A 24353-nucleotide genomic window follows, 5' to 3' on the forward strand; every position below is an offset into this window, starting at 1 on the left:
TCTGCGCAGACTCAAACTGGAGCAGATAGCACTGTATCAGCTTCACCGTATCGACCCTAAAGTACCTGCAGAGATCAGCTTTGACTTCCTGGCGAAAGCACGCAACAAGGTAAAATAAACACCTCGGATTATCTGAAGTGTCCGTGGATGAATTAAACTCGCTCAGCAACATTTTAAGGTAGTTTCTGTACAGAACCGCTATAGTGTACTGGATCGTCAATGGGAATCAGTATTAGAATATTGTAAGTCGAGAACATCGCTTTCATTCCATGGTTCCCGATAGGTGGCGGTATGGTGCAGCTGGAGAAAAACTGCAGAAAATAGCTGACCGTAAACAGATACGATGCATCAGCTGGCATTAGCGTGGTTATTACATCATGCAGATAATATTCTGTTGATACCGGTACATCCCATGTTGCTCACCTTGAGAGAACGTAAAGGCAGCTACTATAGAATTAACGGCTGATGATATGAAGGAAACGGTCTGGTTTAGTAAATAATATTACAAACTGATCAGACAATAAAGCTGTCATTACTGACAGCTTTATTGTCTGCATATCAAAATGTTATAACTTCTCAAAAATCCGATACTGATTCCTCTGAAACAATCATCTGCGCATCCATCCTCTACATACCCACAACTTGAGATCATCCCGTTATTCTTTGCTTCAAAATAATCTTCACATTATCACGCTTTTTTCAGCCAATCATTCTTTGCGCTACCATAGATATCATCCAATGTGAATAATCCCGCGCCATCAGTATGGGATCCCAGACCAGAAGCATCCTCCTCCCATTGTATACGGACCACCTGCTGAGAACTGCCCCATACGGGTTTCCTTATGCACATGAACGTCCTGTGACACTCCTTCCCGTACAGTAATAATAGTTTCAGATGCCGTACCTGTCCAGCTGCCCGTTGCTACCATATAACGGTAGGAATTACCGGAAGATGCTTTAAAGCTTGTCCAGGCTTTTCACTTTTGGAATAATCGTCTCCATACTCCATGTCTTTCTTACAGGATATAAACAATGAGGCGATTAACAGCAGAATAAGAGGGTAAATGTTGATTTTCATAACAATGCGGGTTTCAAAGTATAACGGGCAGAAGGGTGTAAAGTTACATTTAATGTGTAATCCTGTTTTGTGCCGGATCAGTATATTTTACATATATCGATTCCCCCTTTTTACTATTTTTACAGACAGTTTATTACAAACCAATGAAGAGAGTTCCATATATTCTTATGTATATCATACGGTGGCCGCGTGGTGCATGTTATTCTATCAATTCATGACCCCGGTAAAAGACGGGCTATATTGTCGTTACTCACCAGCTGTGCGTTCTATAGCTTAATCTGGGCGGTAATGGTATCTCTCTTTCAACGCCTGTTCGGATGGAGAGATATGGCATGTTATTGCTTCCTGTGGCAATATGATCATATTTCTGTTGGGAATGGACAAGTCTACATTCTTGTTTATGATCGGACTGATGTTGATCAGTGTGTTGGTCTCGCTGACGAAAATATTTGCGTACAGAAGAAAGAATCCCCGCTAGTCCGCATTCATCTTTTAAACACAAGAGGTCGTCCTGTTCTGGGCGACCTCTTGTGTTTAAAGATAAAAGACATTTACAAACTAAACGCATAGCCCACTACAACTACAGCAGCACCCGTTTTATTGGCGCCGTTCATTTTATCTTTCTGAATATCTATAAATCCGTAATTGCCGCCTCCTTCAATAAACCACTCCCCTTCCCTACCGTACAAGCGACACCTACTGGCCGCTGATACCAGCATTAAATCCACGCAGGTCGTCTTTTATATCCTCTGTATTATCAAATGACTGAGCTCCTCCAGTAGTGCTTGCTGATGCCTTCATCAAGGTACACCGGACTGGATCCTGTAGTTTTATTTTTTGCAGATAACAGGAAGCTGGCAAAAGGTCCTGCCGCCACATAGATATTCCGCGGCATTTATCGGGAAATGATATTTAGCGAGTATAGGTACCATCAGGTAATTAAACTTCGCCTCACTTTTATAATCCGCATACAAATATTGCGGTGCCTGTCCCGGCGGGAATAAAGCTTCCATTTGCGGAGGTACGGTAAAAGCCTGATTCCCATCTTTTTTACCTCCTTGTGAAGAGTATTCCAATTGTGGCTGAATAGAGAAATGTTTAGAAAGATGAATTCAACATGAATAGCTGCATCAGGGCCTAAGCGGGAACCATAACCACTACTGATAGGATTCTCTCCGTCGCCGGAAGTCAGATTGGGGATACTGAGTCCTGCCTTGATACCAATATCAATGCGGCTTTGTGCGAAAGAATGATGCATGATCAGAAAGGTGGTGCTAAACGCAAGCCAGTAGATAGCCTTTTCCATTCTTTAAGTTTTTGGTGTTAATAGTGAACGTTGAGAAAGAACTTATGGGGTTTCCTTTTGGAATTACAAATTATAAGTATCCGAAGATAGCAAAAAAGGGTAAACCGGACAGTACAATACACACTATACGAACCTGGATGTCTTAAAAATTCCTTATAATTTTCATGATCTGACCGGGAAATGTGGTTTTATGTACTTTTCTTTCAGTAATCCAGTATTATGGCAAACAGCAGTAAATCACCACATCCTCAATACGTCCACCAACCTGCTGGGCTTTTGTTTAATTGTGCTGACCTCCATCAAGGTCATGCACTTTAATCATAGTACACTGATTGATGAGTACCGGCATAGCAGCATTCTTTTAATGGCCAGCTGCTTTCTTTCCTTCCTGTCTATGCGTGCGGAAGGCAGCCGTAGCAGCGAGCGTATGGAAAAGATGGCTGATTATGTGTTCCTGATTGCATTGATCTGTGTAAGTGTGACCATTGTACTGGTCTCCTTTAACATTATCTCATAAGATCCTGGCGGTCTTTCTCTATTTATAAGTCTTGAAAAGGCGATCCCATATACTGGTGTAAAAGCCAAAATTGTGCTGTATATCCTGATGGTGATTGTGGTGAAAAGTAGAAGTACCCAGATATTTAATCAGCGGCATCCGCAAGATCCTTTCCGGTAGAGGCTCTATCCCCAGATGACCTGCCAGTCCGAAGATAACGTTGATGGTCAGGTAGATCACAATAGCGTAGATATTGAATGGATAGACTATCAATAATAGCAGCCACAAACTACCAAAACCAAATGTTTCAACAGGATGAAGCACGAACAGGTCTATCGGCTTTGGATCAACAGCTTCATGGTGCAGATGGTGCACCGCTTTATACAGGAATGTTTGTGAATAGCGATATGAAAAACATACATCACAGGTCCATAGCCATAAAGAGCAAAAGAAATCCAACAGTATACCCCATGAAATACCCATGGCAATCTTGATAATCCCATGTTTCCACAACCAGAAACCGACATAGGTGATGATGGTATTGATGATATTGGTAATAACGCAAATACCCCATTCTTTTGCCGTATAGGGGCCTTTATAGAAGAAACGGCCTATTAGCAGGACGCCACAGGTGATCATTACATTTTCCAGCAGGAAAATGAGCCAGACATACCGGTGGGTAATATAGCAGATAGTTGAGTAGTGTTTCGATATTCACAATAATGTAATCTAAACAAAAGCTATCTTTATGTATCCCTTTAACTTTTATTCCTATGAGAGATCTGTTGGCGCTTAGCTTTGGTTATCTCGGATGCCTTTTCACCGGATATGCATTTGCTATTATATTTTGCTGATCGGCGCCCGCCATATTGATTTCCTGCGCAACAATAAGATAAGACTGCTGGAAGCTTCCAATATAACTGCAGCCTTCATAGGTATACTGCTTGTTGTCATACTGATAGCTGAACTGATCTGGCACTATTACTATGATCCGGCTGATGGTCATGTGTTTTTCAGTTATCGCTTCAGAGCCTATCTCCCTGCATGATATTACTAACCGGCACAGCTATGCTGTCGCTCTCTGCCAGAATACGGCAAAGCATAGCGGTCACACTGTTGCTGATTGTGTTGTTCAATATAAGTTGGATGGTAGAAACTATCTGGAAGACAATCACGCGTTTCTACGGCGATCATCTTCCCGGTAGCTGGTCGTATTATGTTGCCCCCTGGTATGAATACGTCCTGTTTTTATTACTATACACTGTTGTATTCCTGATACCAACATTGCTGGTATTTAAAATACGGGAAGCCTGTAAAAAAGGCTGAGGCCTGCTTTATTTCGCAGATAGCGCAGCCAGTAATTTCTCTGCCGTAGGGGCAGCAGAAGCAGGATTCTGTCCGGTAATCAACAGGCCGTCCTGTACTGCAAATGGGCCCCATGGGGTTTCGCTTTTCTCATATTTAGCGCCACGCGCTTTCAACATGTCTTCCAGAGAGAAAGGCACAACGTGGGTCGTCTGACCGGTTTGTTCTTCATTGTTGGAGTAGCCGGTAACTGTTTTACCATTGATAAAGTAAGCGCCGTTCTTTGTTTTGATATTCTTTAAAGCTGCCGGACCATGACAGACAAAAGCAACAGGTTTTTGCTGTGCAATAAATGCCTGAATGAGGGCAATTGATGGTGCATTTTCGGGCAGGTCCCACATAGGCGCATGTCCACCGGGATAGAATACAGCATCGTAGTCTTTCGCGTTAACAGTGCTCAGTTTTACCGTATTATTCAATGCTGCCTGCGCCTGTGCATCCCCCAGAAATTGTTTTGCGGATGGCGTCAGAAAATCAGGTAATATGCTTCGGGGATCTACGGGCGCTTTACCTCCATTGGGAGAAGCAATCGTCAATGCAATATTATTTCTTTTAACAGGTAGTAGGGAGTTGTAAACTCTTCGAGCCAGAGTCCCATTTTAGTACCATCTTTCAGTGCGGAAAATGAGGTCACCACGATGAGTACTTTCTTTGTTTTCTGTGCGAATACGCTTGTTGTGTGTAGTGCCAGTAAGGAGAACAGGGCCATCAATGCTGTGACATATTTTATCTTCGCTTGCATATATTTATTTTTCACAAAGCTACATTTAGGTGCTACCTTGCGACAAGGACCTGCATCACAGATTTGATGTGATGTAGATCACATCAAATCTATTCACCATTGCGTTCAACTGAGCTTATGTATCCGGCGCTGAGAAAACATTTTGCTGAATTAGCGGATCTGACTGATGTCGAATATGAACGTATAGTGGCTTGCTTTAAAGAGAAGCGGTTTAAAAAACACGCCATCATTCTACATCAGGGCGACCCTGTCAATCATGAATACTTTGTAATGAAAGGCTTATTGAAAACTTTTCTGGTAGATGATAACGGCAAAGAGCATATCCTGCAATTCTCCATGGAAAACTGGTGGGTATCAGATTATCAGGCAATGCATACCGGTGCCCCCTCCTCTTTTATTATTCAATGTCTCGAGGATGTTGAGTTGTTGTATATGTCTTATGATGACCGGAAAAGGCTGTGTGACGAGATCCATCAATACGAGCGTTTCTGCAGACTGAAAGTCACTTCCGGCTTTATCAGTATGCAAAACAGAGTGATGGCCCTGTTGAAGAATGATGCGCAGTCGAGATATCAGCAGTTATTGAATCAGTACCCCACTTTAGTCCAGCGTGTGCCTAAAGCAATGATAGCCGCCTACCTCGGCGTAAGCAGAGAAACTTTGAGCAGGTTGCAGGTATAAACACTATTATTCTGCCAGTTGATCTATGGCGTCTTCCGGAATATCGAAATACAGATAGGTGATATTGATGTTCAGCACTTCTTTCATCGGGATGATCAGGTAATCTCCCTTCACAGGCATGGAGTCGCCTGTATGCTGATCATAAAAGCTGGACTTACCGGCTTCCACATGCGGTTTATCTGATCTGAATTCTTTTCGCAGATCTCTTTTCACAGCACGTTGCAACACGATATAATCCAGTTCAGTAGATTTTGGTTTATAGTAGTATTTCACAAGGATCCCCGAATACAAAATACTGGCTTCCTTTGTATTGGCCAGTACATCCAGATATACGAGGTCAATGTTGGATACATTGCTATGTTCACCGGAAATGTTCAGAATATCTCCTTCAAATGCTTCATACCATTCATTCCCCAGACCAAATAAACGGGATACCAGCTTCCATTGCAATTCCAGTTTATTGATGAGAAATCCCAGTACACCACCAAGAAAAATGGCCATCAGGTTATATCCCAAAAATTTGATGATATCCGGACCCAGTATGGCGTTATTCAGATTGAATCTTGAGTTGGAGTAAATGATATTGAGTATCAGGTCAAACTTCACAGTTACATTGAACAGACAGAAGCACAGCAGGATAATAATATGGATTACAATAGGTACCACTGTGAATACCCATATAGAATCAGTAATTGATAAAGTTGACAGCAGTCCTTTCAGATTTTCGAGGCGGTTTACAGCTAGTCTGAAGGATATTGCAGGAAGAAATAACAACGTAAGGATAAAAGCACCTAATGCTAAATTCATTTTTTGAGGCAGATATGGCTAAATATGGATATCGGGTTACATAGAAGTCACTTTGCGTACCCTTACTTCAAGGTCACGCTGAGATCTTCCATCATTGATGGCAACATGAAAAGGAATAGCAACGCCATTGGATAATTGTTTGAAATTATTCACAACAGCTGCAATTAATGCATTAGAAGCCTGTGTACTCTTTAAGAAGGCAGTACCCTTTTTGCTAATTTTTGCTTTCATGATACCCAAATATAAGGGTTTTTCCTGCAAAGCAGCAATCACCCACATAAAACCCTGTTTAACAATCAGATACAATAAATCTTTACCATTTACTATAACGGTATTTCTCCCCTTTTCTGATAGCACGCCACAAAAATAATTTCCTGTTTTATGTCAAACAAACCTATATTTGCGACAACACGTATCCGAATTATCTAAATTAACTCTTTATGAAGCATCTTATCATTATAGGTGGTGGTTTTTCAGGATTCTGGAGTGCCATGAGCGCTGTCAGACAAAGCCGGGAAATGGGAAAAACGGCAGATCTGAAGATCACCGTGATCAACAAAGACAATTACTTAACCAGTCGCCCGAGATTGTACGAAGCACATCTTGATACTGTACGAACCAATATCCAGCCCCTGCTGGAACCATTGGGTGTCTCACTGCTGACCGGTCTGGTAACAGATATTCAGCCGGCACAGCATAGTCTGACTCTGGAACAGGATGGTCAGCAAAAAACATTAACGTATGATTATCTGATCGTTGCAGCAGGTAGCAGATTAAAACGTCCTGATATTCCGGGAGCAGAAAGCATCCATCATATTGACGATTTTCAGGGTGCTACGCGGTTACACACGCATATTGCCCAACTGGCAGCAGGTGGTTTTAAAGAAAATGGCGCTGATACTGTTGTGGTAGTTGGTGGTGGATTAACCGGACTGGAGATTGTGACAGGTGTGCAGGATATTGTCAATAAATATGCTGACCGGCAGATAAAGGTCGTATTGATTGACCGGCAGGGTAATGTGGGCGGCGCCTATTCTCCTGAAGCCCGGACTTATATTAACGAGGTGCTGCTGCATCAAAATATTGAATTACGTCTCGGTACGCTACCCGTAAAGGTTGACAAAAACATCGTCTATCTGGCTAACGGAGAGCAGATCCCTGCGGGCACCGTGGTATGGACTGCCGGTCTGGAAGCGAGTCCGCTACATGCTTTCTTCAATGGCGACAAAGACAATATGAACAGACTTGCCGTTGACGAATACTTCAAATTACCGGGTTACAACAATATCATGGTAACAGGAGATGCGGCCCTCTCCAAACCAGATGGTGTGAACCATGCACTGATGTCTTGTCAGTATTCCCTGTTTCAGGGCAAGTGGTCTGGCCATAATGCAGTTGCTGATCTGTTTGGTGGAGAGAAACTACCTTATGTACAATCCTCTTATGTAACCTGCGTAGACCTCGGACCGGAGAAGGCATTATTTACGAGAGGATTCGAAAGAAAAATGGAAGCTAACGAAGCAGCGGGTAAGCAGATCAAAATGGAAATTAACACTGTATGGATCGTACCATCTCCTGACCCTGAGGCAAACGTTGCGGCTGCAATCCCGGCAGATCCTGCTTTTTAGCTATCTTTGGGGGATAACCAGCTTAAAATTGTATGCCATTACTGGGAAAAGGTGTTGAATACGCGATTCATTCAATGTATTATCTGGTGGACGCGTCCAGGGATAGTGCCATGACGATTGCGGATATGGCTACATTTCAGAATATCTCGGAAAGCTATCTCGCAAAGATCTTTACCCGTCTGCAGAAAGGAGGGCTTGTACGCTCAGCCCTCGGGGTGAAAGGAGGGTATGTACTGGCCAGACCAGCTGAGGATATCTCGTTCTGGGATATAGCCGTAGCAGTGGAAGGCAGAGTATCTCTCTTCGAATGCCATGATGTACGTTCCGGTTGTGTGATTGGTATGACCAATGGAGGTCAGACAGGTGTATGTACCGTACATGCGGTTTTTCTGGAAGCCAGTCAGAAACTAGAAGCCTTCCTGAAAACAAGGAACCTGCGCTGGCTGCATACAACACTTCAGGGTATCATACCAGACGAAACGAGAGCAGAAGCAGAGAACTGGTTTAATCTTCAAAAGCTCAGAAAGTAAGTTTACCTGCCATATAAAGGCTCTCCTCCCGGAGGGCCTTTTTTATTACCCCAGACGCTGTTAAAAAATTTCTTCCGCTCACATCAAAGTATACCTCCTCTCTGATTGTCATAATAGCAAAACCCTCATTTTTCCTTAAAGTAAACCATTAACTATGCACAAGTTCACGATGCTGATTGCTATCCTGGCTATATTCAGCAGCTGCGCCAAAGACGCGGCATCCACGACTGGTACAGATCCGGCCAACACAGTAAATACCGGAGACCGTAAACCCGCCGCAGAAGCAACCTATATCAGTTTCAGCGGCTATACCTGGGAAGTAAGGAATGAAGCCGGCACTTCCGGCCCGGGCCCCAACTACTGGAGCAGCGCCTCCAGCAACGTATGGGTGGACAGCGATGGCCACCTGCACCTGAAAATAAGAAAAGACCCTGCTACAGGCAGATGGCTTTGCGCTGAAGTAACCACTACCCAGTCTTTCGGCTATGGTACCTATGTATGGAAAGTAGAAGGCGCTGTAGACAAACTGGATAGAAACATCGTACTGGGTCTGTTCAATTACAAATCCGGTGATGACGGTCATCATGAAGTAGACATCGAATTTGCCCGCTGGGGAAATAACGCATGGCCTAATTATAACTATACAGTGTACCCTGCCACTGGTTCAGGTAATGTATCCCAGACTTATGAGCTGGCCCTGAATGGCACCTACACTTCGTATAAGTTCACCAGGACTGCGACGTCCGTAGCCTACAAAGGTTACCATGGACACAACCTTGTTGAAGCAAACTCATTCTTCCCATGGACGACGCCTGCAGGATATAATGTGAGTACGTTATCCCTGCCGGTGCACATGAATCTCTGGTTGTTCCAGGGTAGTGCTCCGTCCAATAATCAGGAAGTTGAAATCATTATACACTCATTCACATTTACGGCAGCGTAAGTGTTTTAAGTCTTGTAATGGAGAGGGTTACGCCTGGAAGGTTTCCACCTTCTGGTTAACCCTTTTCTTATTAAATTAAGTTAGATTTACGGCCAGCAAAGTTTACCCCAAAAACACCACATTATGGCCGCCCACACTATTAATGAAGTCATCCGGCAACTGGAAGACATTATCACTACCTCCACAGATACCAATAGCAGACTTGGTTTCTTCGCCGCCCTCTATCACAAAGTAACCGTCAGAGTACAGGAGGGCATCCTCAATAATGAGTTTGAAGACGGTCCCAGAATGGAAAAACTGGACGTCACATTTGCCAACCGGTACATTGAAGCCGTTCGCCAATATAAAAATGGTCAGACGCCTACCGGTTCCTGGCTGGTTGCCTTTGAAGGTGCCGAGCAATCGTCCGTGTTAGTTTTACAACACCTGCTGCTGGGCATGAATGCCCATATCAATCTGGATCTGGGTATTGCCGCTGTTGAAACATCCGGAGCGCAGGACATACGGCTTATCCGCAGAGATTTTAATGCCATTAATGATATTCTGGGTGCACTGACAGGAGAAGTACTGACAGAAATCAACCGCATCTCCCCTTTTCTCTCCCTACTTGGCCTGAATGCCGGCAACAATGAATCTATTCTGATACAATTTAGTCTGACCAATGCCCGTGACGGCGCATGGCGGTTTGCCGAAGAACTGTCGGAGAAAAAAGGAGCCGACTATACTGCCTGTATCGCAGCAAGAGATACCAGTATCCGGAAACTGGCAGTTGGATTATTACAGCCTGCCGGAAAACTGATCAAATTCACTATGTGGATCATCCGCCTGTTCGAATGGAAAAGTCCCCGCAGGATCATACAGGCGCTTTATACGGCTAAAAGAGCTTATATCCGCGTCTCTGCTCTGCCTGCCGTCTAATATAAAATATAGTTAGTACTGCTATTCTGACCAGTCAACATATCCATTGAAATTATTTTCAAAAAGATTATATAATTTAAGCGCTCAATAAGGATGTTTATAAATTATATCTCACTTATGGATGGCAAGGCTAAAATTATTTTTTTAGCAGATGATGACCCGGAGGACCAGGAGATCCTGAAAGACGCAATTTTAAAACAGGACCCGGCTGCAAATATCTACTCTGTTATGAATGGGCAACAGGCAATTGACTATCTGGTCAATTGTCCGGATAACTGTTTGCCCTCATTACTTATACTTGACTACAAAATGCCAATTTTCAATGCGGTAGAAGTATTGGAAAAGATAGCCAGCGTCCCGCAGCTACAGGATATCCCTAAAGTTGTATGGAGCACTTCTAATCAGGCTGATCACGTCCGGCATTGCCTCGACAATGGTGCAGATCTCTATTTTGTAAAACCTACCAAAACGGAAGACCTGAATAATATGGCCCGCAAAATGCTCAGTATCAGCAAAGACTAATATTTATTCGCAGGGAATATAGATGTCGAAGGTGGCGCCGATTCCGGGTATGCCATGTGCCTTGATCTGCCCGCGATGATTCAGTACGATTTTTTTGCAGATGGCCAGTCCGATACCTGTTCCGGTTATGTCCGGTAGTGTATGCAAACGCTGGAATACATCGAAGATCTTTTCTGCATGGTCAGGTTTGAAACCAATGCCATTATCTGCTACAGACAGCTTATAAGCATTTAGCTCCGGGCCGTTGATAACAAGGTCCTCAACTGGCATCTTCGTTTTTATAGCAGTGATAGTGATCTGAAGATTACGTTCCGGATGATGATATTTGAGCGCATTACTTATCAGGTTATCAAATAGCTGGCTGAACTGGAATGGAATGACGCGCATCACCGGCAATGGATCCAGATGGATAACCGCTTTCAATTTGTCTATAGTAGGCTGGTGAGCCTGCAATACCTCATCTACGATAATATTCAGATCCACTTCCTCCGGTTCTTTAGAAAACGAAGACGCCTTCGAATACATCAGCAGATCATCTATGAGTCCCTGCATACGGGAAGCTGCATTGATCGATCGGGTCAGGTATTCCCTTGCCTTTTCCGGCAATACATCTGCTGCATTATCATTGATATAATTATTGTAAAACTGCACCTTCCGGAGCGGCTCTTTCATATCGTGTGCGGCGGCGTAGGCAAACTGCTCCAGCTCTCTGTTTTGAAATTCCAGATCACTTGCATACTGTCTGATTCTGTCTTCTGCCAGTTTTCTTTCTGTAAGGTCGCGGGTAACTTTTGAAAAGCCAATGATCTGCTGATCCGCGTCATGTAGTGCCGTTATCACGATGCTCCCCCAGAAACGTGTTCCGTCTTTACGCATCCGCCATCCTTCATGTGCAGCTTTTCCGCTCCTCATCGCTTCCGCAATCAATTTATCAGGTAATTGTTGTTTACGGTCCTCCGGCAGATAGAAAACACTAAAATGCCGGCCGACAATTTCAGATTCGTGGTATCCTTTGATCTTTTCAGCACCTTTGTTCCAGTTCTGAATGATTCCTGATTTATCCATAGAGAGGATGGCGTAATCTTCGACCTCCTCAATCATCTTATAATATCTCTCCTCACTCTGTTGCAGCTGTTCATTCAGTTCTGCAAGATGACCAGCACGTATTTCCGCACCTGGCACGATGGTTACAGCCACTTCCTCAAAACAATGTATCAGTCCGATCACTGATCCATCCTGATCTTTTAGCGGAGCGATATTGCCTCTGACAATTACAGAGGTATCATCCGCATGATTGATCGTTGATTTCCAGTCATCTAAGGGTAATCCTTCCTGTAATACTGCTGCAATTACTGTACTATCATGGAATAGGGTCTCACCTGGCGAAGGAGTTCCTCCCCACAATTTTATGGCGCGTGCATTACAACAGATAATGCCACCATTCACATCACACATATAAGCTGCTACTGGTAATTGCTCCAGTAGTCCGGCAGACGAGATGCCGGCTTCACTCAGCAACCTGTTTGCCATTGCAGCGTTAAATCCTTGTTCCATGTCTTGAAAATATACAATCCTATGTTAATTTTAGTTGTGTCGGGAGAGCAATACCTATTTAAATAAACAGTAAGCGGGCCTATCAGTATAACTCGTTAACTTTGCGCCGTTTTTTCCATATAAAATACAAATACTCAAATACTATCACATGAGATTCAACATTGCAACAATGATCGCCCCTGTAGCCATTGCATGCTGCATGGCTGCCTGTAACAATCCGCAGGCTGGTTCTGAACACACTGCTGACAGCACAATTACCAAACCAACTATTACTGAAGAAGCTGTTACTATTCAGGCTGACAGCGTAACCCTCAACAGTGTAGTCGCTTTCAGCAGCGATACAACCGTTAAAAAACCAATCGTACTGATTGTACCTGAGTGGTGGGGACTGGACGATTATGTAAAAGGTCGTGCAAAACAGCTGGCTGAGCTGGGTTATCTGGCCATTGGTATTGACTTTTATGGCGGTGGTAAACATGCAGAAAATCCTGATCAGGCAAAAGCATATGCTACTCCATTTTATATGAACCCTCAGCTGGGCTTCAGCAGATTACAGGCAGCACTGGCAAAGGCAAAAACCTTCCCACAGGCTGATACTACCCGTATTGCTGCGATCGGTTATTGTTTCGGTGGTTCCATGGTGCTGAATGGTGCTAAACTGGGCCTTCCGGTAAATGGCGTAGTAAGCTTCCATGGCGGTCTGCAGACCGTTCCTCCACAACAGGGACTGACAAAAGCGCAGATTCTGGTATGTCATGGTGCTGCTGATCCATTTGTACCGGCACAGGATGTAGCTATTTTCAAAAAACAACTGGATTCCCTGAGCATTCCTTATACCTTTAAGGAATATGCAGGTGCGACCCATGCATTTACTAACCCGGCGTCTACTGCCAATGGCAAGAAATTCAATATGCCAATTGAATACAATGCTGCTGCTGACACCGCTTCATGGAATGACATGCGTGCTTTCTTCGGAGTGATCTTCAAATAAGCGTATTTAAGCACATTTTAATGGAGCGTCTTCAAAAGAGACGCTCCATTTGTTTTTCATGCCCTAACTTTGCAGCGTCAAAAACAAGGGAATGCTATGCGTAAGAAGATTATTCAGTTCAATTATGTAAAACTTTTTGTTGCTTCTGTTATGGCCGGTTTATTATCAGCTTTGCTGGCAAGCGTACTGAAGCATATTACTGAACATTACGAAGAGCATTTCTTTAAGACAATTTCTGCTTCCTCCTACCTTTTCCTCATATTTCCACTGATTGGTCTGGTACTGATACATGTACTTCGCAAATATGCTTTCCGGAAGAAGCCCAATAAAGGCATCAAGGAGATTTATCTGACCCTTGACACCCGCCGCAATGAATTACCCAGCTATAAAATACCATCTCACTTTATCAATGGTTTTCTGACAGTTATCTTCGGTGGTTCAACCGGTGTAGAGGTTTCTACGGTTGTATCTACTGCTACAATCGGGGCTATGACCAGACAAAAGGCATCCATTGCCAACCGCTATAAAACGGAGCTGATATGTGCCGGTGTAGCTGGAGGTCTGACAACACTGTTTGGCAGTCCATTGGTAGGTTTATTGTTCGCTGTTGAGGTAATTGCCCGTAAAGTAACCAAAACCATCCTGCTCAGCAGTATCTCTGCGGTACTGGCGGGATGGGGTTTATTGCAACTGTTACATGAAGAGCCCTTCTTAAAACTTAGCATTACTCACTGGCAGGTGAGCGCGATTCCTTATATCATCGGATTGAGTGTGATAGCTGGTATCATCTCTGTATTCTTCACCCGGACCGTGATTGGTATTAAACACCGTTTTGGTACGATAAAAAAAGATTCAACCCGTATTATTGTTGGTGCAACTATTATTGGCGTGGGTATTTTCATTCTACCGGCTTTATTTGGAGATAGTTATAGCGCTGTTACTGAAATGGTTGGACGTTCTCAACATGAAGTATTTACTATTCCTTTTGGGGTGACTCTACTGGCAATCGTGTTACTAAAACCTATTATTTCTTCTGTCACATTGGGGGCCGGTGGAGATGGTGGCGTATTCGCGCCAAGCATTGTAATGGGTGCTTTATTAGGATTATTACTGGCTACAGTCTGCAATCACTATTTCAATAGCCAGCTGATCGTCGCCAATTTCATTATCATGGGTATTGCCGCAGTATTAAGTGGCAGTATACATGCACCACTGACTTCAACTTCTCTCGCCTGCCGTTTATCCGGCGGCTTTATTCTCGCTGTGCCGGTACTGATCGCCAGTACAGTGGCCAGGTATACTGCCAAAAAGATCTATCCTTATACAGTGTACAGTTATAAAGAGCAACCGGCTCAATAACCGTATCCGAGATCATCGGAACGTCTGGTACCTAACACTTTATAATTCATTTCATCGAGTGCTTTTACCACTTTGGCCCTGTCTTTATACAGAGATCTGTGCTGGTAATTGAAAACACCCAGTCCGATGTGGAACAACACGCCACAGATGACAATGATTTTCAACAACTTGAGCACAAACGCTTTTTTCGTAATCAGCCATTCGTAGCAATAGAATGAATAAATCATTGGCAGCGGCAGCAGCATACAGAAAGTATGTGAAGACGGACCTTTGATAGAAAAGAAGAAGCTTGCGAATACCAGCAGATACGTAAAAAGGTTCAGCCATCTCATTTTCTTCCACTCTTCATTGTCAGTTTTAAAGAAATAAGACAGTATAAACAGGCCTACCTGTGCAAATCCCACCAGCAGCAGGAACAGGAAGAATGGCGCGATCCACATCTGTTCTTTCAGCAATTGCCATTTCTCTTCTGAATTACCCACTACATAAGGTATTTCGAACGCTGCAAATGACCAGTACCTTGTCAGAATGGTCACAGCGTTGCCTATATTTTTCCAGTTAAATACAATGTTAGCGCCCACATTACCCGCCTGCGGATCCGGATGCAGCCATGTCGGTATCAGGGTAAGGGTACCTATCAGTAGTCCTGCTATATAAGGCATCAGACACAACGCGGTTTTCTTAAATCCTGCTGTGCGCAGATAGAACAGAAACCCTATACCTGCATATGGCAGCAGGAGTATCCATGACATGTGCAGCTGCATAATCAGAGTAGTAACCAGTCCCATTACGCCAAAAGCGACCCATGGAGCGATGAATTTATCTTTTGTGATAGGTAATACCTCCAGCAGACAGATAAAGAAAGGAATGGCCAGCGCAATCGCATAGGAAGGGTTTACCACTCTGGTACTGTAGTACAAGGTCCAGGGAGTTGTCATACAGAGTACCCAGATAATCCATGCAGGTACCCCTTTGATACGGCGGGTGATATAATAAGCCAGCAGGGAAAGGCTGGCAAAAGAAAAGATATTCAGGACAATGGCCGGCATTTCCGGCAGTTTAGCAATATAAAAGCCGATACTTACCAACAGTCCCTGAAGCGCACCCGGGATTTGTGTATTGGTATACACGACATCCGGACCGTAAGTAGGCCAGGTACCGGTGGTATAAGATTTCAATCCAATCAGATAGATCTGGAGTTCGTCAGCGAACCAGAATTCGGAGCATAACCCATAAATCACGCGAAAGACAAATAGTGCAAGCAGGAGCAGAAACAGCTGTTTCCTATTCATAATTAGTTGTTTGTTGTAGTTGCGGAGGGGCCAAATTACACAACTTTCCCAATTGTTGTCATGAGAGCAGTCAGGTTACCGGCTAAAACGTTACTGGATCAGGAAGGTAATTTATAGATAAGCCGTATATATTCCGTAGATAAGCCGTATATGATCCATTCTTATAGATACGGATTATCTACGGCTTATCTACGGGGCATCTACGGGAGAAATATGAATTATGGAGCCTTTCCAGTCATTATAAAGACATAAAAAAGGCATGACTGATGGTCATGCCTTTCAATATGATGCTTTGGACGGATTTTATTCTCCGAGCAGGAGGTCGTACAGTTCTTTTGCCATTTTCTGATAGCCAGGGGCGTTATCAGGTTTAATGAAGTGTTTCAGTGCTCCCATTTGCGCGCACTTTTTCTCGTCATTACCGGTTGCTGAGGCGGAAAAGGTTACGACAGGAATTTCCCTGAAAGCGTCACTTGTTTTCAGATAGTACAGGATATCATACCCATGTCCTGCAGCGGAGAGAATTACATCCGGGAACAGGATATCTGATTCTTCCATGATCGTTTTAAGGATCTGGCCGTCTTCTGCGATGGCTAATACATTGAACAAACCGGTATCTGCAAAGGATTCCTGAATCAGTACTTTACCATCTGCATCGTTTTCTGCTATAAGTATGTTTAATTTTCCCATAGTTGTACAAAGGTGATATTTTCTGACCTTTTTGAAAATATTTTAAAAAAGATTTTGTGAATTGAAGTTTTTGCCTACCTTTGCAATCCCAAACGCGACACGCCGCGTTGGTCAATCGGCTAAGACGCCTCCCTTTCACGGAGGAATGACGGGTTCGACTCCCGTACGCGGTACGACTAAAAGAAAAGGGAACATCTGATGATGTTCCCTTTTTCTATTTGCATTATTATATCTTGCGCAGATTAATATAAATCCCTATCTACCCATGAATAAGTGGAAAATTTATGCAATAGTTATGGGCTTCCTGACATTTGGAGCGTTGAAAGAAACATTTCGGATACTTACTTCAAACGCTCCCTATATCGTCAATAACAGGATGTCAATACTACCATTTGCTACCTGTATGTCTATAGTTTTTCTGGCCCTTGCTATTCGGTTCTGGAGAAAGTCTTCAAAACTTATGTAATCTGCTTTTTAGCATAATGATATTTAACAGGCTTGTGAAAGCTTCAATGTAATAGTTCGACACTTGTCCGCTCCGCGGTACGAAGAAAACGGCAACGATACGAAAGTATTGTTGCCGTTTTTTCTTTTGAGCTAATGTGTGGGTAGTTATAGTGACTGCTGCCTGCTTTAGCCGGTTATTTGCCCGTTTCCCGCTCATTTTCCTATCAAGCCCCGATGATTGCAGCTTTATTTGCCTGACAAACAGCAATCATTTTTCCGATCGTCCTAAAATGGCTGAATAAACTATACGCATGTTGTCAGAAGAAAAAATTGAGATAGCAGAAGAAACAATGTCCATTAAAGCGTCAACAGCAACTGAAAGTTCTACTAAACAGCTTTTTAATAAAAGCATGATTCTTAAAGGAGCTATGTGGCTGGGTCTATTAACCATAGCGTCAGTAGCTGTTGTGTTCTTTTATTCACATACCGGAGATACCATCAGAGCGTTCAGCAGCATTCAGCTTAAATATATGCCGATATGTCTGGGTATGGTGTTTATCGACCTGATGCTGGGCAGCTGGCGCAACCATATTTTCATACAAAAACTTAAACCGGGTTTATCACACTGGGCAAGTTTTAAAGCCAATGTCGCTAATATGTTTATGGGCGCTATAACGCCATTTCATAGTGGTGCAGGTCCGGCTCAGTTGTATGTATACAACCGGCATGGAGTGAAAGTACTGGATGGATTTATTGTCAGTCTGATTAACATGGGAGCAACGCTGCTTTTTATGCCTTTGGCTGGCTTATTGGCTATATGGGCAATGAATAACCAGCTGGAAAGCGGCCTGATAACGATATTACTCAAATATGGCTTCTCGGTATTTTTCATTTTCGGGGCTGTTTTCATTCTTGCTTTCTGGAAGCCGCTATGGATCGGATCTGTTCTGATGAAAATAACCGCGGCGATCAGCAGGATATGGCCTGCGAAGAAAGATGGGATAACAAAATGGGCTGACACTTCTTATGCTAACATTCTTCATTACCAACAAATTTGTAAAAAATTACTAACGCACCATCCTTTGCTATTTCCTCTGAGTCTGCTGATTACCACCTTGCTTTATTTAAATAAATACTGCATGCAGTATGTAATATTACTGGGTCTGGGTATTCATGCTGATATTTTACAGGTAATAAGCATTCAGATCCTGATTCAGTTTATGATCTATTTTGCACCAAGTCCGGGCGGGAGTGGATTTGCCGAAGCTGGTATCGCAGTATTGTTTTCACGGATTGTACCTACGTCAATATTGCCGGTATTTACATTATTACAACGATCTTTTCTTCTCTTTTTCCCGGCACTGATAGGTGCATTTGTGGTATTGAATCTACTTAAAACGCATACCATAAAAGTGCATACCAGCAATCACGGATAGTAAGTGATGGTAGCATTCACCGCTAAGGGGTTGTTAGCATAATACTTATTTGCAATTATGTGTTGATAATCTGCCGCTCGTTTGGTAAGCCTGCTCAATCAGCTCAATATCGCGTCTGGCCATTTGCAGGTTAAAGGCGGCATCTTCGCCGGTTTGCAGCGCATGTATAAAATCGGTTAGCATCCCTTTTGCACCGCTGATATCTCTGATACCGGGAAATATCAGCTTCCATTTTTCACCACGGACAAATATGTATAAACCGTTCGATTCAAATTTTATAGACCCTTTACTACCGAAAATACGGGAATGGCGTAAGCCTCTGAACAAGGCGTTGACTTCCCATGAATACAACAAGGTGCCAATAGGTCCTTCTGCATATTGGGCTACCACCTGCATACTGCGCTCAGGCTTACTGGTATTTGATGGCTGAAAACCTGTTACAGATTGTACGGTCAGTCCCAGGTTTGACATGTAGTTGATCCAGTGGATACCACCCTCGAATAAAGCCCCCCCAGCTTTACCGGCATCCGCACGCCAATCGGTTACTTTCTGGCTTTTGGTGGCGTTAAAGAACAGGAACTTTATGTCGCCTATCAGGTTCATGGCCAAAACTTCGCGTAGTCTTTTTAAGGCCGGTTTGTAAAAATAATTTTCGGCCACAAACAGCTGCACACCTTTTTCCTGCCGGAGCTTATCAATAATATCAAAATCTGTTGAACGGAAAAACGATGGTTTTTCACATATAACATGTTTGCCTGCGGCCATTGCTTCTATGGATAATGACAGGTGGCTATCCGGTGGAGTACAGATAAACACTACGGATACATCTGGCGATTGGATGGCCGCGGTATATGAAGCAAAAAAACCCTTACCCCTGTATTTATCGGCATATTCGCTGGCCTTGCTTTCAGCGCGGCTGGCAAAGTACAGATCGACATCTGCAAAGCGGTTGAGTCTTCCGGCATGTTTACCGGCTATCACTCCACAGCCTAAAAAAGCTATTCGTACCCGCCCTTCTACCTTCTTATAGGTTGACATAAATTGTCAATTTAATTTAGTGATAAGTTCTCCAACCCGCAGTGCGTTTGCGGCAATGGTAAGACTTGGGTTTAGCGCTGCCGATGTTGGCATTACGCTACCATCGGTAACATATAAATTATCTATCCCTCTGAAACGACAATGCTCGTTAAGGGCAGATGTATTTTCGTTCAGACCCATACGTACAGTGCCCACCGCGTGCGAAAATGTGCGGATCTTGTGTACATAATGGGTTAGTGCCCCCGCTCCTTTCATGATCTTTTTACCCTCTTCAGTTAAAACTTTCATTGCGGCGTTGTCCCTGTCACTATAGCTGTGGTTGATAATAACACGCGGTAAACCAAATTCATCGGAAAAAGCAGTATTAATAGTCAGCGCATTATTGTATTGCGGCTGGTCTTCAACTATGGCCAGTAAACCACTTAACAACTTTACCGCCGGACTAAGCATTTTTCCCAATACGCCCTTTAACTCATTTTCAACCACACTTCCGGGAGGGGTAGACATTTGCTGTAAACTGCCTAGTTTATTAAATGCCGGGGCCTTGGGATGACCAAAATAATAATCCAATATAGCCAACTGTTTATGAAAACGCCCTTCCTTATCGGCAACGCCGGGGAAAACACCAAATATGATAGCATTTAAATGACGCATGAGATAACGCCCCACTACATGACCACCGGCATTGTAGTGCTGCAGGCCCGATGATAACAGGATATGCGGTGTGCCTAATGAACCCGCAGCCAGTATAAATTTATCGGCCTTAAATATATGCTGTTGTTTTGTTGTTTTCGATACGCACTCAACGCTTACAATACGGCGGTTTACAACGTTTAGTCTGGTTACCACCATATTGTGCCGTAACTCCATACCTTTTGCCATCAGCTGAGGGATTACAGTTGTAGCCAGATCATTCTTAGCACTTACGGCACACGCAAAAGTATCGCAGGTTTTGCAGCTAAGACAGGTTTGGCGGTTTGTATCTTCATAATTAATAGCTAAAGGTAGCTGAAAAGGATGCAGCCCTAATTTTTGCGCGCTTGCTTTTACCTTTTGAGATATATTAGCCAAAGGAGGTGCACGTTGTGGCAGTGGCGCACTACGGCGTGGTTCGGTTGGATCAGTATCCGTTTCGCCCGATATATTTAATATACCCTCAGCCTGCGTGTAATAGCTTTCCAGATCATTATACTTAATGGGCCAGCCTTGTGCGTCTTTACCTTCAATCTGCTCATTCTTTTCAAAGTCGGCCTCACGAAAACGAAAAGATACACCGCCATAAAAAGCCGATGGTCCGCCTACGCAGGAATATAGCCCCATGGTGGGTTTATTACCGCCAACGGGTACATGCAACAGGGAGGATTTATCATAATAAGGTGAAAGATCAATCGAACCCCTTGATCCCCAGTTTTCTTCAACACTGCGTTTTACCCAGTCGCCCCGTTCCAGCATAAGCACTTTCATTCCGGCATCAACCAGCGGTTTCGCAGCCATCGCGCCGCCAAAACCACTTCCAATTATAATCACATCGTAGCTTTTCATAAATAAGGGTTTGGTACGGGCTTCGCGTCAGCATTATATGGGCACGGAGGATTTTGAGCAGAGATGGTAAACTGCTTCAGATAAAAATTCATTTAATCAGATTTATGATGCAAATCAAGCTGCAATCATCAAGGGCGGATGGGAAAATCAGGGGGAAACGGGCAAATAACCGGCTAAAGCAGGCAGCCTTTAAAATGGCAATAACAGAGGAATTAAATTAGCCAGCCAATCTGTAAATAGAAAAAAAGGGGAAGTGGAGTAAAGTGTAGGAGAATCCGCTATAGCCAACAACAAACGTCAGTTATAGTCTAAAGAGGCATAAACGTAGCTGCTTACACGCTATAAGCAAAAGGCGCTTCAGTTGAATACCGGGCGCCTTTTGTTTATAACATGATTTATATGTCTTAGAAATGATATAGAAACACTACGTCTCCTGTATAGGCAGGTTTTGCTTTCCCTTAATACTGAGCGTAGCGCCAATTACTACTTTCGTAACACCTCTTAAGTCAACGATAGAATTAAGTTTCGCCTTCAGTTGCACCTCATCATTCACCAGCACCGGCTGACCAAACTTAAACTGCTCTATCCCGTAATTGATTTCCATTTTAACATTGCGGATATCTGCAATTTGCTTCCACAGATAAGGAATTAATGACAGGGTCAGATAACCATGGGCAATGGTTGATTTGAATGGTCCTTCATTTTTGCTTTTTCCTCATCACAATGAATCCATTGATGATCCAGGGTTGCATCTGCAAATTTATTGATCTGATCCTGATCAATTGTATGCCATTCAGAAACCCCGATTTCTTTGCCCTCGAATGCTTGATACTCTGCGAAACTATTGACGATTACCACAACTTTTTCGTTTATAATTTAATAATTACAGGCGCCTGGCGACACCTGACATGTTACCAGACAAGCGAATTTATAACCTATTTTTACATGTATCCCAAATATTTTCCATTTTCATTTAATTAAGATTCATTGTTATGTATCAGACCCGAAGTTCTTTTCACCGGACACAACAAGTTGAAACACCAATATAACTGATTGTAAGCCAAAATGTTTTGCAATATTCCATACTACCCACTGCCTTCCGGCTATAAAATGTCGGATCTTTTTTGCATCTGAGATGCATTCAATTGATAAATGGGGAAAATGCATAACACAAGCCTAAATTTGCAATACAATCCCTATCAGAAATGAAAAAAATAATCCCTTGCCTGCTGTTTATCAGTACAATTTTAAGGTCATCAACGGACAACTGACCTTTGTAACCACTTTCATGGCCGGATAACTTTTCGTACATAGTTCCTAATTCAATAACCTGTTAATAGCCGTCGCCAGCTCCTTTGTGTCAGTTGGCCTCGGCGCATTGACATGGGTAATAGTGCCATTTTTGTCTATCAGGAGATATCTGGGGAATGCCGGCACACTGATCCTTCTGTTGAGCCGGTCAAACTCTTTATCTGTTAAGCGATAGTGTTCTCCCTGTATCTGTTCTCTTTTGATCATTTTCTCCCACGCATCCTGTTCAGAATGTACCGCGAGATAAAGAAATACAACAGGCTGTCCTTCGAAGATCTTCTTTACAGCAGGCACCACTTTCATCTCTTCCAGACAAGGGACACACCAGGTACCCCAGAAGTCTACATACACCACCTTCCCTTTATATTTCTCTCCCAACTGCTGCAGGATATCTGAACTCGTATCCGCATTCGCAGCAAGCAACGTCGCCTTATCAGGCATCGCGTTGCTCATTGAGTGCGTCAGCGCACTGTTAAGGACTGACAAACGTTTGGTAAGCGGACCATTCCCCCGTAACTGACTGAGATAACATAAAGTAGCCGGATGTAACGGCAGTCCGCGTTTTATACTATCCTGCGCTTCATTATCCAGCAACAGGTTCTGCCCTGTTCCTTCAGGCACCTGACTGGCAATGTAGGCCAGCTGATGCACATCCTCTCTTTTCATTGCTTTCCCTTTTACCTGCAGATACACTAAATAGTTGTTGATAAATTCATAGTATTCTGCCGTCTGTACCGCCGCCTCGTCATTGTTAACTGGCAGGGAAGAAATAAACGCTTTATAAGAAGGCGGCAGGTCATGCTGCTGCTGATCTTTTTCAAACCAATAAGCCAATACATCCGCACCGGCATTATAACGGATAAAATGTAAGGTACGTGTATAGAACAACGGCAGTAGCTGTTTCCGCAATTGTTGCAGGCTATCCAGTTGTTCCTGCATTTTTCGCACTCTCCAGCCAAGGTACTCCTCTATCGGCTGCTGATTCGCCTCATAATTCGTCATTGGATTAACCACCATATTCAATCGGTACATATAGTCATGATAGTCTCTGTTAACACGCGCCGCATCACCGGAAAAAGCGATCACCTGCTGATTAACGTGAAAGGCGGCCATATCCTGTATGGTTTTCACCTGATTGATATCTTTTGCGGACAGCGTAAACGAAAGGCTCTTTCCCGGTACCCCATATAACATAATCATTGCATCTTCCATAAACAGCATCAGCTCCTGCGGATTGAATAACGGTATTGACACCTTGAAATGCCCGGAGTTATCCAGCTTTGCTACCGTCTGTTCCTGACTGCCATAAGGCATATTATAAACGATCTTCAGGGTATAATCGGAGGTGTTCACACCCTGTATATAACCACTAAGCCGAAAAGTATCGGCTTTGAACAGTGATCTGCGTTGTGCAAATACAAAACAGGTACAAAACAGAAAAAAGAGGCAGAGAAAATACCTTGGCATAACTGTCATTTATTGTTAATTAGCAGTATAGGTTTGTCTTGTTGGTGGAATGATGTTGGTTGACCGGGTTGCTCACGGGCTGATCCTGATTGATGACTGAATTTAAAAATTATTCCCGGTTACTGATGTTAATGGATGTTAAATGTCTCTCCTCTTCCTCTCATCAAAAAATCCCTCACTCCCATTTAAATTTTTATACATTAGGTCACC

At 43.4% G+C, this 24353-nt stretch carries 27 protein-coding genes and 1 tRNA gene; 13 read left to right on the forward strand and 15 right to left on the reverse strand.

Going from position 1 to position 24353, the window contains the following annotated elements; genetic code table 11:
• Positions 1 to 688 precede the first annotated feature (688 nt).
• Both FEF09_RS30875 and FEF09_RS21520 read right to left on the reverse strand, forming a co-directional pair.
• Entirely contained in the window at positions 689 to 850 is a 162-nt protein-coding gene (locus FEF09_RS30875) for a hypothetical protein (protein WP_186774447.1), read from the reverse strand.
• A gap of 1159 nt (positions 851 to 2009) precedes the next feature.
• On the reverse strand, positions 2010 to 2384 hold the full coding sequence (locus tag FEF09_RS21520) for a hypothetical protein (protein WP_146307022.1): 375 nt from the start codon (positions 2382 to 2384) through the stop codon (positions 2010 to 2012).
• 190 nt (positions 2385 to 2574) lie between these two features.
• Between FEF09_RS21520 and FEF09_RS21525 the strand changes: the two genes are divergently transcribed.
• A complete protein-coding gene (locus FEF09_RS21525; protein WP_146307023.1) occupies positions 2575 to 2901 on the forward strand; it encodes a hypothetical protein in 327 nt (108 codons plus the stop codon).
• An 18-nt stretch (positions 2902 to 2919) separates the two neighbouring features.
• Here FEF09_RS21525 and FEF09_RS21530 read toward each other — a convergent pair whose 3' ends face one another.
• The gene (locus FEF09_RS21530; protein WP_146307024.1) at positions 2920 to 3519 is read right to left on the reverse strand and encodes a sterol desaturase family protein; all 600 of its coding nucleotides are present in this window, start codon (positions 3517 to 3519) and stop codon (positions 2920 to 2922) included.
• A 208-nt stretch (positions 3520 to 3727) separates the two neighbouring features.
• On the opposite strand from FEF09_RS21530, the gene FEF09_RS21535 reads away from it, so the two are divergent.
• The gene (locus tag FEF09_RS21535) at positions 3728 to 3928 is read left to right on the forward strand and encodes a hypothetical protein (protein ID WP_146307025.1); all 201 of its coding nucleotides are present in this window, start codon (positions 3728 to 3730) and stop codon (positions 3926 to 3928) included.
• A 98-nt stretch (positions 3929 to 4026) separates the two neighbouring features.
• Complete coding sequence (locus FEF09_RS21540; protein WP_146307026.1) at positions 4027 to 4206, forward strand: hypothetical protein; 180 nt, start codon at positions 4027 to 4029, stop codon at positions 4204 to 4206.
• Positions 4207 to 4214: 8 nt separating this feature from the next.
• On the opposite strand, the gene FEF09_RS21545 is transcribed toward FEF09_RS21540, so the two are convergent.
• Together FEF09_RS21545 and FEF09_RS33385 are read right to left on the reverse strand one after the other, a co-directional pair.
• Positions 4215 to 4781 (reverse strand): type 1 glutamine amidotransferase domain-containing protein, encoded by a 567-nt coding sequence (locus FEF09_RS21545; RefSeq protein ID WP_261387649.1) that lies wholly within the window; start codon positions 4779 to 4781, stop codon positions 4215 to 4217.
• On the reverse strand, positions 4778 to 4987 hold the full coding sequence (locus tag FEF09_RS33385; RefSeq protein ID WP_261387650.1) for a hypothetical protein: 210 nt from the start codon (positions 4985 to 4987) through the stop codon (positions 4778 to 4780). The genes FEF09_RS21545 and FEF09_RS33385 overlap by 4 nt, the downstream gene beginning before the upstream one ends.
• 99 nt (positions 4988 to 5086) lie before the next feature.
• Between FEF09_RS33385 and FEF09_RS21550 the strand changes: the two genes are divergently transcribed.
• Entirely contained in the window at positions 5087 to 5668 is a 582-nt protein-coding gene (locus tag FEF09_RS21550; RefSeq protein ID WP_261387651.1) for a Crp/Fnr family transcriptional regulator, read from the forward strand.
• Positions 5669 to 5674: 6 nt separating this feature from the next.
• Here FEF09_RS21550 and FEF09_RS21555 read toward each other — a convergent pair whose 3' ends face one another.
• Positions 5675 to 6475 carry a hypothetical protein gene (locus FEF09_RS21555; RefSeq protein ID WP_146307027.1) on the reverse strand — a complete coding sequence of 267 codons (801 nt, stop codon included), beginning with the start codon at positions 6473 to 6475 and terminating at the stop codon, positions 5675 to 5677.
• A gap of 36 nt (positions 6476 to 6511) precedes the next feature.
• A complete protein-coding gene (locus FEF09_RS21560; RefSeq protein WP_143087732.1) occupies positions 6512 to 6706 on the reverse strand; it encodes a hypothetical protein in 195 nt (64 codons plus the stop codon).
• A gap of 209 nt (positions 6707 to 6915) precedes the next feature.
• Between FEF09_RS21560 and FEF09_RS21565 the strand changes: the two genes are divergently transcribed.
• The 5 genes from FEF09_RS21565 (at position 6916) to FEF09_RS21585 (ending at position 11016) form a co-directional block, all read left to right on the forward strand.
• Positions 6916 to 8103 (forward strand): NAD(P)/FAD-dependent oxidoreductase, encoded by a 1188-nt coding sequence (locus FEF09_RS21565; RefSeq protein WP_146307028.1) that lies wholly within the window; start codon positions 6916 to 6918, stop codon positions 8101 to 8103.
• A 32-nt stretch (positions 8104 to 8135) separates the two neighbouring features.
• Entirely contained in the window at positions 8136 to 8633 is a 498-nt protein-coding gene (locus FEF09_RS21570) for an RrF2 family transcriptional regulator (protein ID WP_146307029.1), read from the forward strand.
• Positions 8634 to 8787: 154 nt separating this feature from the next.
• Entirely contained in the window at positions 8788 to 9576 is a 789-nt protein-coding gene (locus FEF09_RS21575) for a glycoside hydrolase family 16 protein (protein ID WP_146307030.1), read from the forward strand.
• A gap of 123 nt (positions 9577 to 9699) precedes the next feature.
• Positions 9700 to 10494, forward strand: coding sequence for a DUF5995 family protein (locus tag FEF09_RS21580; RefSeq protein ID WP_146307031.1), 795 nt, complete (start codon positions 9700 to 9702; stop codon positions 10492 to 10494).
• Between the two features lie 117 nt (positions 10495 to 10611).
• Positions 10612 to 11016, forward strand: coding sequence for a response regulator (locus tag FEF09_RS21585; protein ID WP_186774448.1), 405 nt, complete (start codon positions 10612 to 10614; stop codon positions 11014 to 11016).
• 3 nt (positions 11017 to 11019) lie between these two features.
• Here the strand turns inward: FEF09_RS21585 and FEF09_RS21590 are convergent, their stop codons facing one another.
• On the reverse strand, positions 11020 to 12570 hold the full coding sequence (locus FEF09_RS21590; protein WP_146307033.1) for a sensor histidine kinase: 1551 nt from the start codon (positions 12568 to 12570) through the stop codon (positions 11020 to 11022).
• Between the two features lie 148 nt (positions 12571 to 12718).
• Here FEF09_RS21590 and FEF09_RS21595 point away from each other — a divergent pair, with 148 nt between their 5' ends.
• Positions 12719 to 13561: a dienelactone hydrolase family protein gene (locus FEF09_RS21595; protein ID WP_146307034.1), complete on the forward strand. Its 843-nt coding sequence runs from the start codon at positions 12719 to 12721 to the stop codon at positions 13559 to 13561.
• A gap of 96 nt (positions 13562 to 13657) precedes the next feature.
• Positions 13658 to 14920 (forward strand): chloride channel protein, encoded by a 1263-nt coding sequence (locus FEF09_RS21600; RefSeq protein ID WP_146307035.1) that lies wholly within the window; start codon positions 13658 to 13660, stop codon positions 14918 to 14920.
• On the opposite strand, the gene FEF09_RS21605 is transcribed toward FEF09_RS21600, so the two are convergent.
• Both FEF09_RS21605 and FEF09_RS21610 read right to left on the reverse strand, forming a co-directional pair.
• A complete protein-coding gene (locus FEF09_RS21605; protein ID WP_146307036.1) occupies positions 14914 to 16212 on the reverse strand; it encodes a hypothetical protein in 1299 nt (432 codons plus the stop codon). The two genes, FEF09_RS21600 and FEF09_RS21605, sit on opposite strands and share 7 nt — an antisense overlap.
• Positions 16213 to 16515: 303 nt before the next feature.
• Positions 16516 to 16902 carry a response regulator gene (locus FEF09_RS21610; RefSeq protein WP_146307037.1) on the reverse strand — a complete coding sequence of 129 codons (387 nt, stop codon included), beginning with the start codon at positions 16900 to 16902 and terminating at the stop codon, positions 16516 to 16518.
• A gap of 101 nt (positions 16903 to 17003) precedes the next feature.
• On the opposite strand from FEF09_RS21610, the gene FEF09_RS21615 reads away from it, so the two are divergent.
• Together FEF09_RS21615 and FEF09_RS21620 are read left to right on the forward strand one after the other, a co-directional pair.
• Positions 17004 to 17075: transfer RNA gene (locus tag FEF09_RS21615), tRNA-Glu, on the forward strand.
• Between the two features lie 585 nt (positions 17076 to 17660).
• Positions 17661 to 18785, forward strand: a complete 1125-nt coding sequence (locus tag FEF09_RS21620; protein ID WP_146307038.1) for a YbhN family protein — start codon at positions 17661 to 17663, stop codon at positions 18783 to 18785.
• Positions 18786 to 18830: 45 nt separating this feature from the next.
• Here the strand turns inward: FEF09_RS21620 and FEF09_RS21625 are convergent, their stop codons facing one another.
• The 5 genes from FEF09_RS21625 to FEF09_RS21640 form a co-directional block, all read right to left on the reverse strand.
• Positions 18831 to 19823 (reverse strand): Gfo/Idh/MocA family protein, encoded by a 993-nt coding sequence (locus tag FEF09_RS21625; RefSeq protein ID WP_146307039.1) that lies wholly within the window; start codon positions 19821 to 19823, stop codon positions 18831 to 18833.
• A 6-nt stretch (positions 19824 to 19829) separates the two neighbouring features.
• The gene (locus FEF09_RS21630; protein ID WP_146307040.1) at positions 19830 to 21365 is read right to left on the reverse strand and encodes a GMC family oxidoreductase; all 1536 of its coding nucleotides are present in this window, start codon (positions 21363 to 21365) and stop codon (positions 19830 to 19832) included.
• Between the two features lie 424 nt (positions 21366 to 21789).
• On the reverse strand, positions 21790 to 22044 hold the full coding sequence (locus FEF09_RS33390; protein ID WP_315898176.1) for a MaoC/PaaZ C-terminal domain-containing protein: 255 nt from the start codon (positions 22042 to 22044) through the stop codon (positions 21790 to 21792).
• On the reverse strand, positions 22026 to 22223 hold the full coding sequence (locus FEF09_RS33395) for a MaoC/PaaZ C-terminal domain-containing protein (protein WP_261387652.1): 198 nt from the start codon (positions 22221 to 22223) through the stop codon (positions 22026 to 22028). The genes FEF09_RS33390 and FEF09_RS33395 overlap by 19 nt, the downstream gene beginning before the upstream one ends.
• Positions 22224 to 22682: 459 nt before the next feature.
• Positions 22683 to 24143 carry a TlpA family protein disulfide reductase gene (locus FEF09_RS21640; protein WP_186774449.1) on the reverse strand — a complete coding sequence of 487 codons (1461 nt, stop codon included), beginning with the start codon at positions 24141 to 24143 and terminating at the stop codon, positions 22683 to 22685.
• Between the last annotated feature and the right edge of the window lie 210 nt (positions 24144 to 24353).

It is taken from the genome of Chitinophaga pinensis, assembly GCF_007896845.1.
Lineage (GTDB): Bacteria > Bacteroidota > Bacteroidia > Chitinophagales > Chitinophagaceae > Chitinophaga > Chitinophaga pinensis_C.

Bases quoted from the DNA above. Each gene is read 5' to 3' on its own strand.
- FEF09_RS30875 (WP_186774447.1), bottom strand. From the start codon at position 850: ATGTGCATAAGGAAACCCGTATGGGGCAGTTCTCAGCAGGTGGTCCGT.
- FEF09_RS21520 (WP_146307022.1), bottom strand. From the start codon at position 2,384: ATGGAAAAGGCTATCTACTGGCTTGCGTTTAGCACCACCTTTCTGATC.
- FEF09_RS21525 (WP_146307023.1), top strand. From the start codon at position 2,575: ATGTACTTTTCTTTCAGTAATCCAGTATTATGGCAAACAGCAGTAAAT.
- FEF09_RS21530 (WP_146307024.1), bottom strand. From the start codon at position 3,519: ATGATCACCTGTGGCGTCCTGCTAATAGGCCGTTTCTTCTATAAAGGC.
- FEF09_RS21540 (WP_146307026.1), top strand. From the start codon at position 4,027: ATGGTAGAAACTATCTGGAAGACAATCACGCGTTTCTACGGCGATCAT.
- FEF09_RS33385 (WP_261387650.1), bottom strand. From the start codon at position 4,987: ATGCAAGCGAAGATAAAATATGTCACAGCATTGATGGCCCTGTTCTCC.
- FEF09_RS21555 (WP_146307027.1), bottom strand. From the start codon at position 6,475: ATGAATTTAGCATTAGGTGCTTTTATCCTTACGTTGTTATTTCTTCCT.
- FEF09_RS21560 (WP_143087732.1), bottom strand. From the start codon at position 6,706: ATGAAAGCAAAAATTAGCAAAAAGGGTACTGCCTTCTTAAAGAGTACA.
- FEF09_RS21565 (WP_146307028.1), top strand. From the start codon at position 6,916: ATGAAGCATCTTATCATTATAGGTGGTGGTTTTTCAGGATTCTGGAGT.
- FEF09_RS21570 (WP_146307029.1), top strand. From the start codon at position 8,136: ATGCCATTACTGGGAAAAGGTGTTGAATACGCGATTCATTCAATGTAT.
- FEF09_RS21575 (WP_146307030.1), top strand. From the start codon at position 8,788: ATGCACAAGTTCACGATGCTGATTGCTATCCTGGCTATATTCAGCAGC.
- FEF09_RS21580 (WP_146307031.1), top strand. From the start codon at position 9,700: ATGGCCGCCCACACTATTAATGAAGTCATCCGGCAACTGGAAGACATT.
- FEF09_RS21585 (WP_186774448.1), top strand. From the start codon at position 10,612: ATGGATGGCAAGGCTAAAATTATTTTTTTAGCAGATGATGACCCGGAG.
- FEF09_RS21590 (WP_146307033.1), bottom strand. From the start codon at position 12,570: ATGGAACAAGGATTTAACGCTGCAATGGCAAACAGGTTGCTGAGTGAA.
- FEF09_RS21595 (WP_146307034.1), top strand. From the start codon at position 12,719: ATGAGATTCAACATTGCAACAATGATCGCCCCTGTAGCCATTGCATGC.
- FEF09_RS21600 (WP_146307035.1), top strand. From the start codon at position 13,658: ATGCGTAAGAAGATTATTCAGTTCAATTATGTAAAACTTTTTGTTGCT.
- FEF09_RS21605 (WP_146307036.1), bottom strand. From the start codon at position 16,212: ATGAATAGGAAACAGCTGTTTCTGCTCCTGCTTGCACTATTTGTCTTT.
- FEF09_RS21610 (WP_146307037.1), bottom strand. From the start codon at position 16,902: ATGGGAAAATTAAACATACTTATAGCAGAAAACGATGCAGATGGTAAA.
- FEF09_RS21620 (WP_146307038.1), top strand. From the start codon at position 17,661: ATGTTGTCAGAAGAAAAAATTGAGATAGCAGAAGAAACAATGTCCATT.
- FEF09_RS21625 (WP_146307039.1), bottom strand. From the start codon at position 19,823: ATGTCAACCTATAAGAAGGTAGAAGGGCGGGTACGAATAGCTTTTTTA.
- FEF09_RS21630 (WP_146307040.1), bottom strand. From the start codon at position 21,365: ATGAAAAGCTACGATGTGATTATAATTGGAAGTGGTTTTGGCGGCGCG.
- FEF09_RS21640 (WP_186774449.1), bottom strand. From the start codon at position 24,143: ATGCCAAGGTATTTTCTCTGCCTCTTTTTTCTGTTTTGTACCTGTTTT.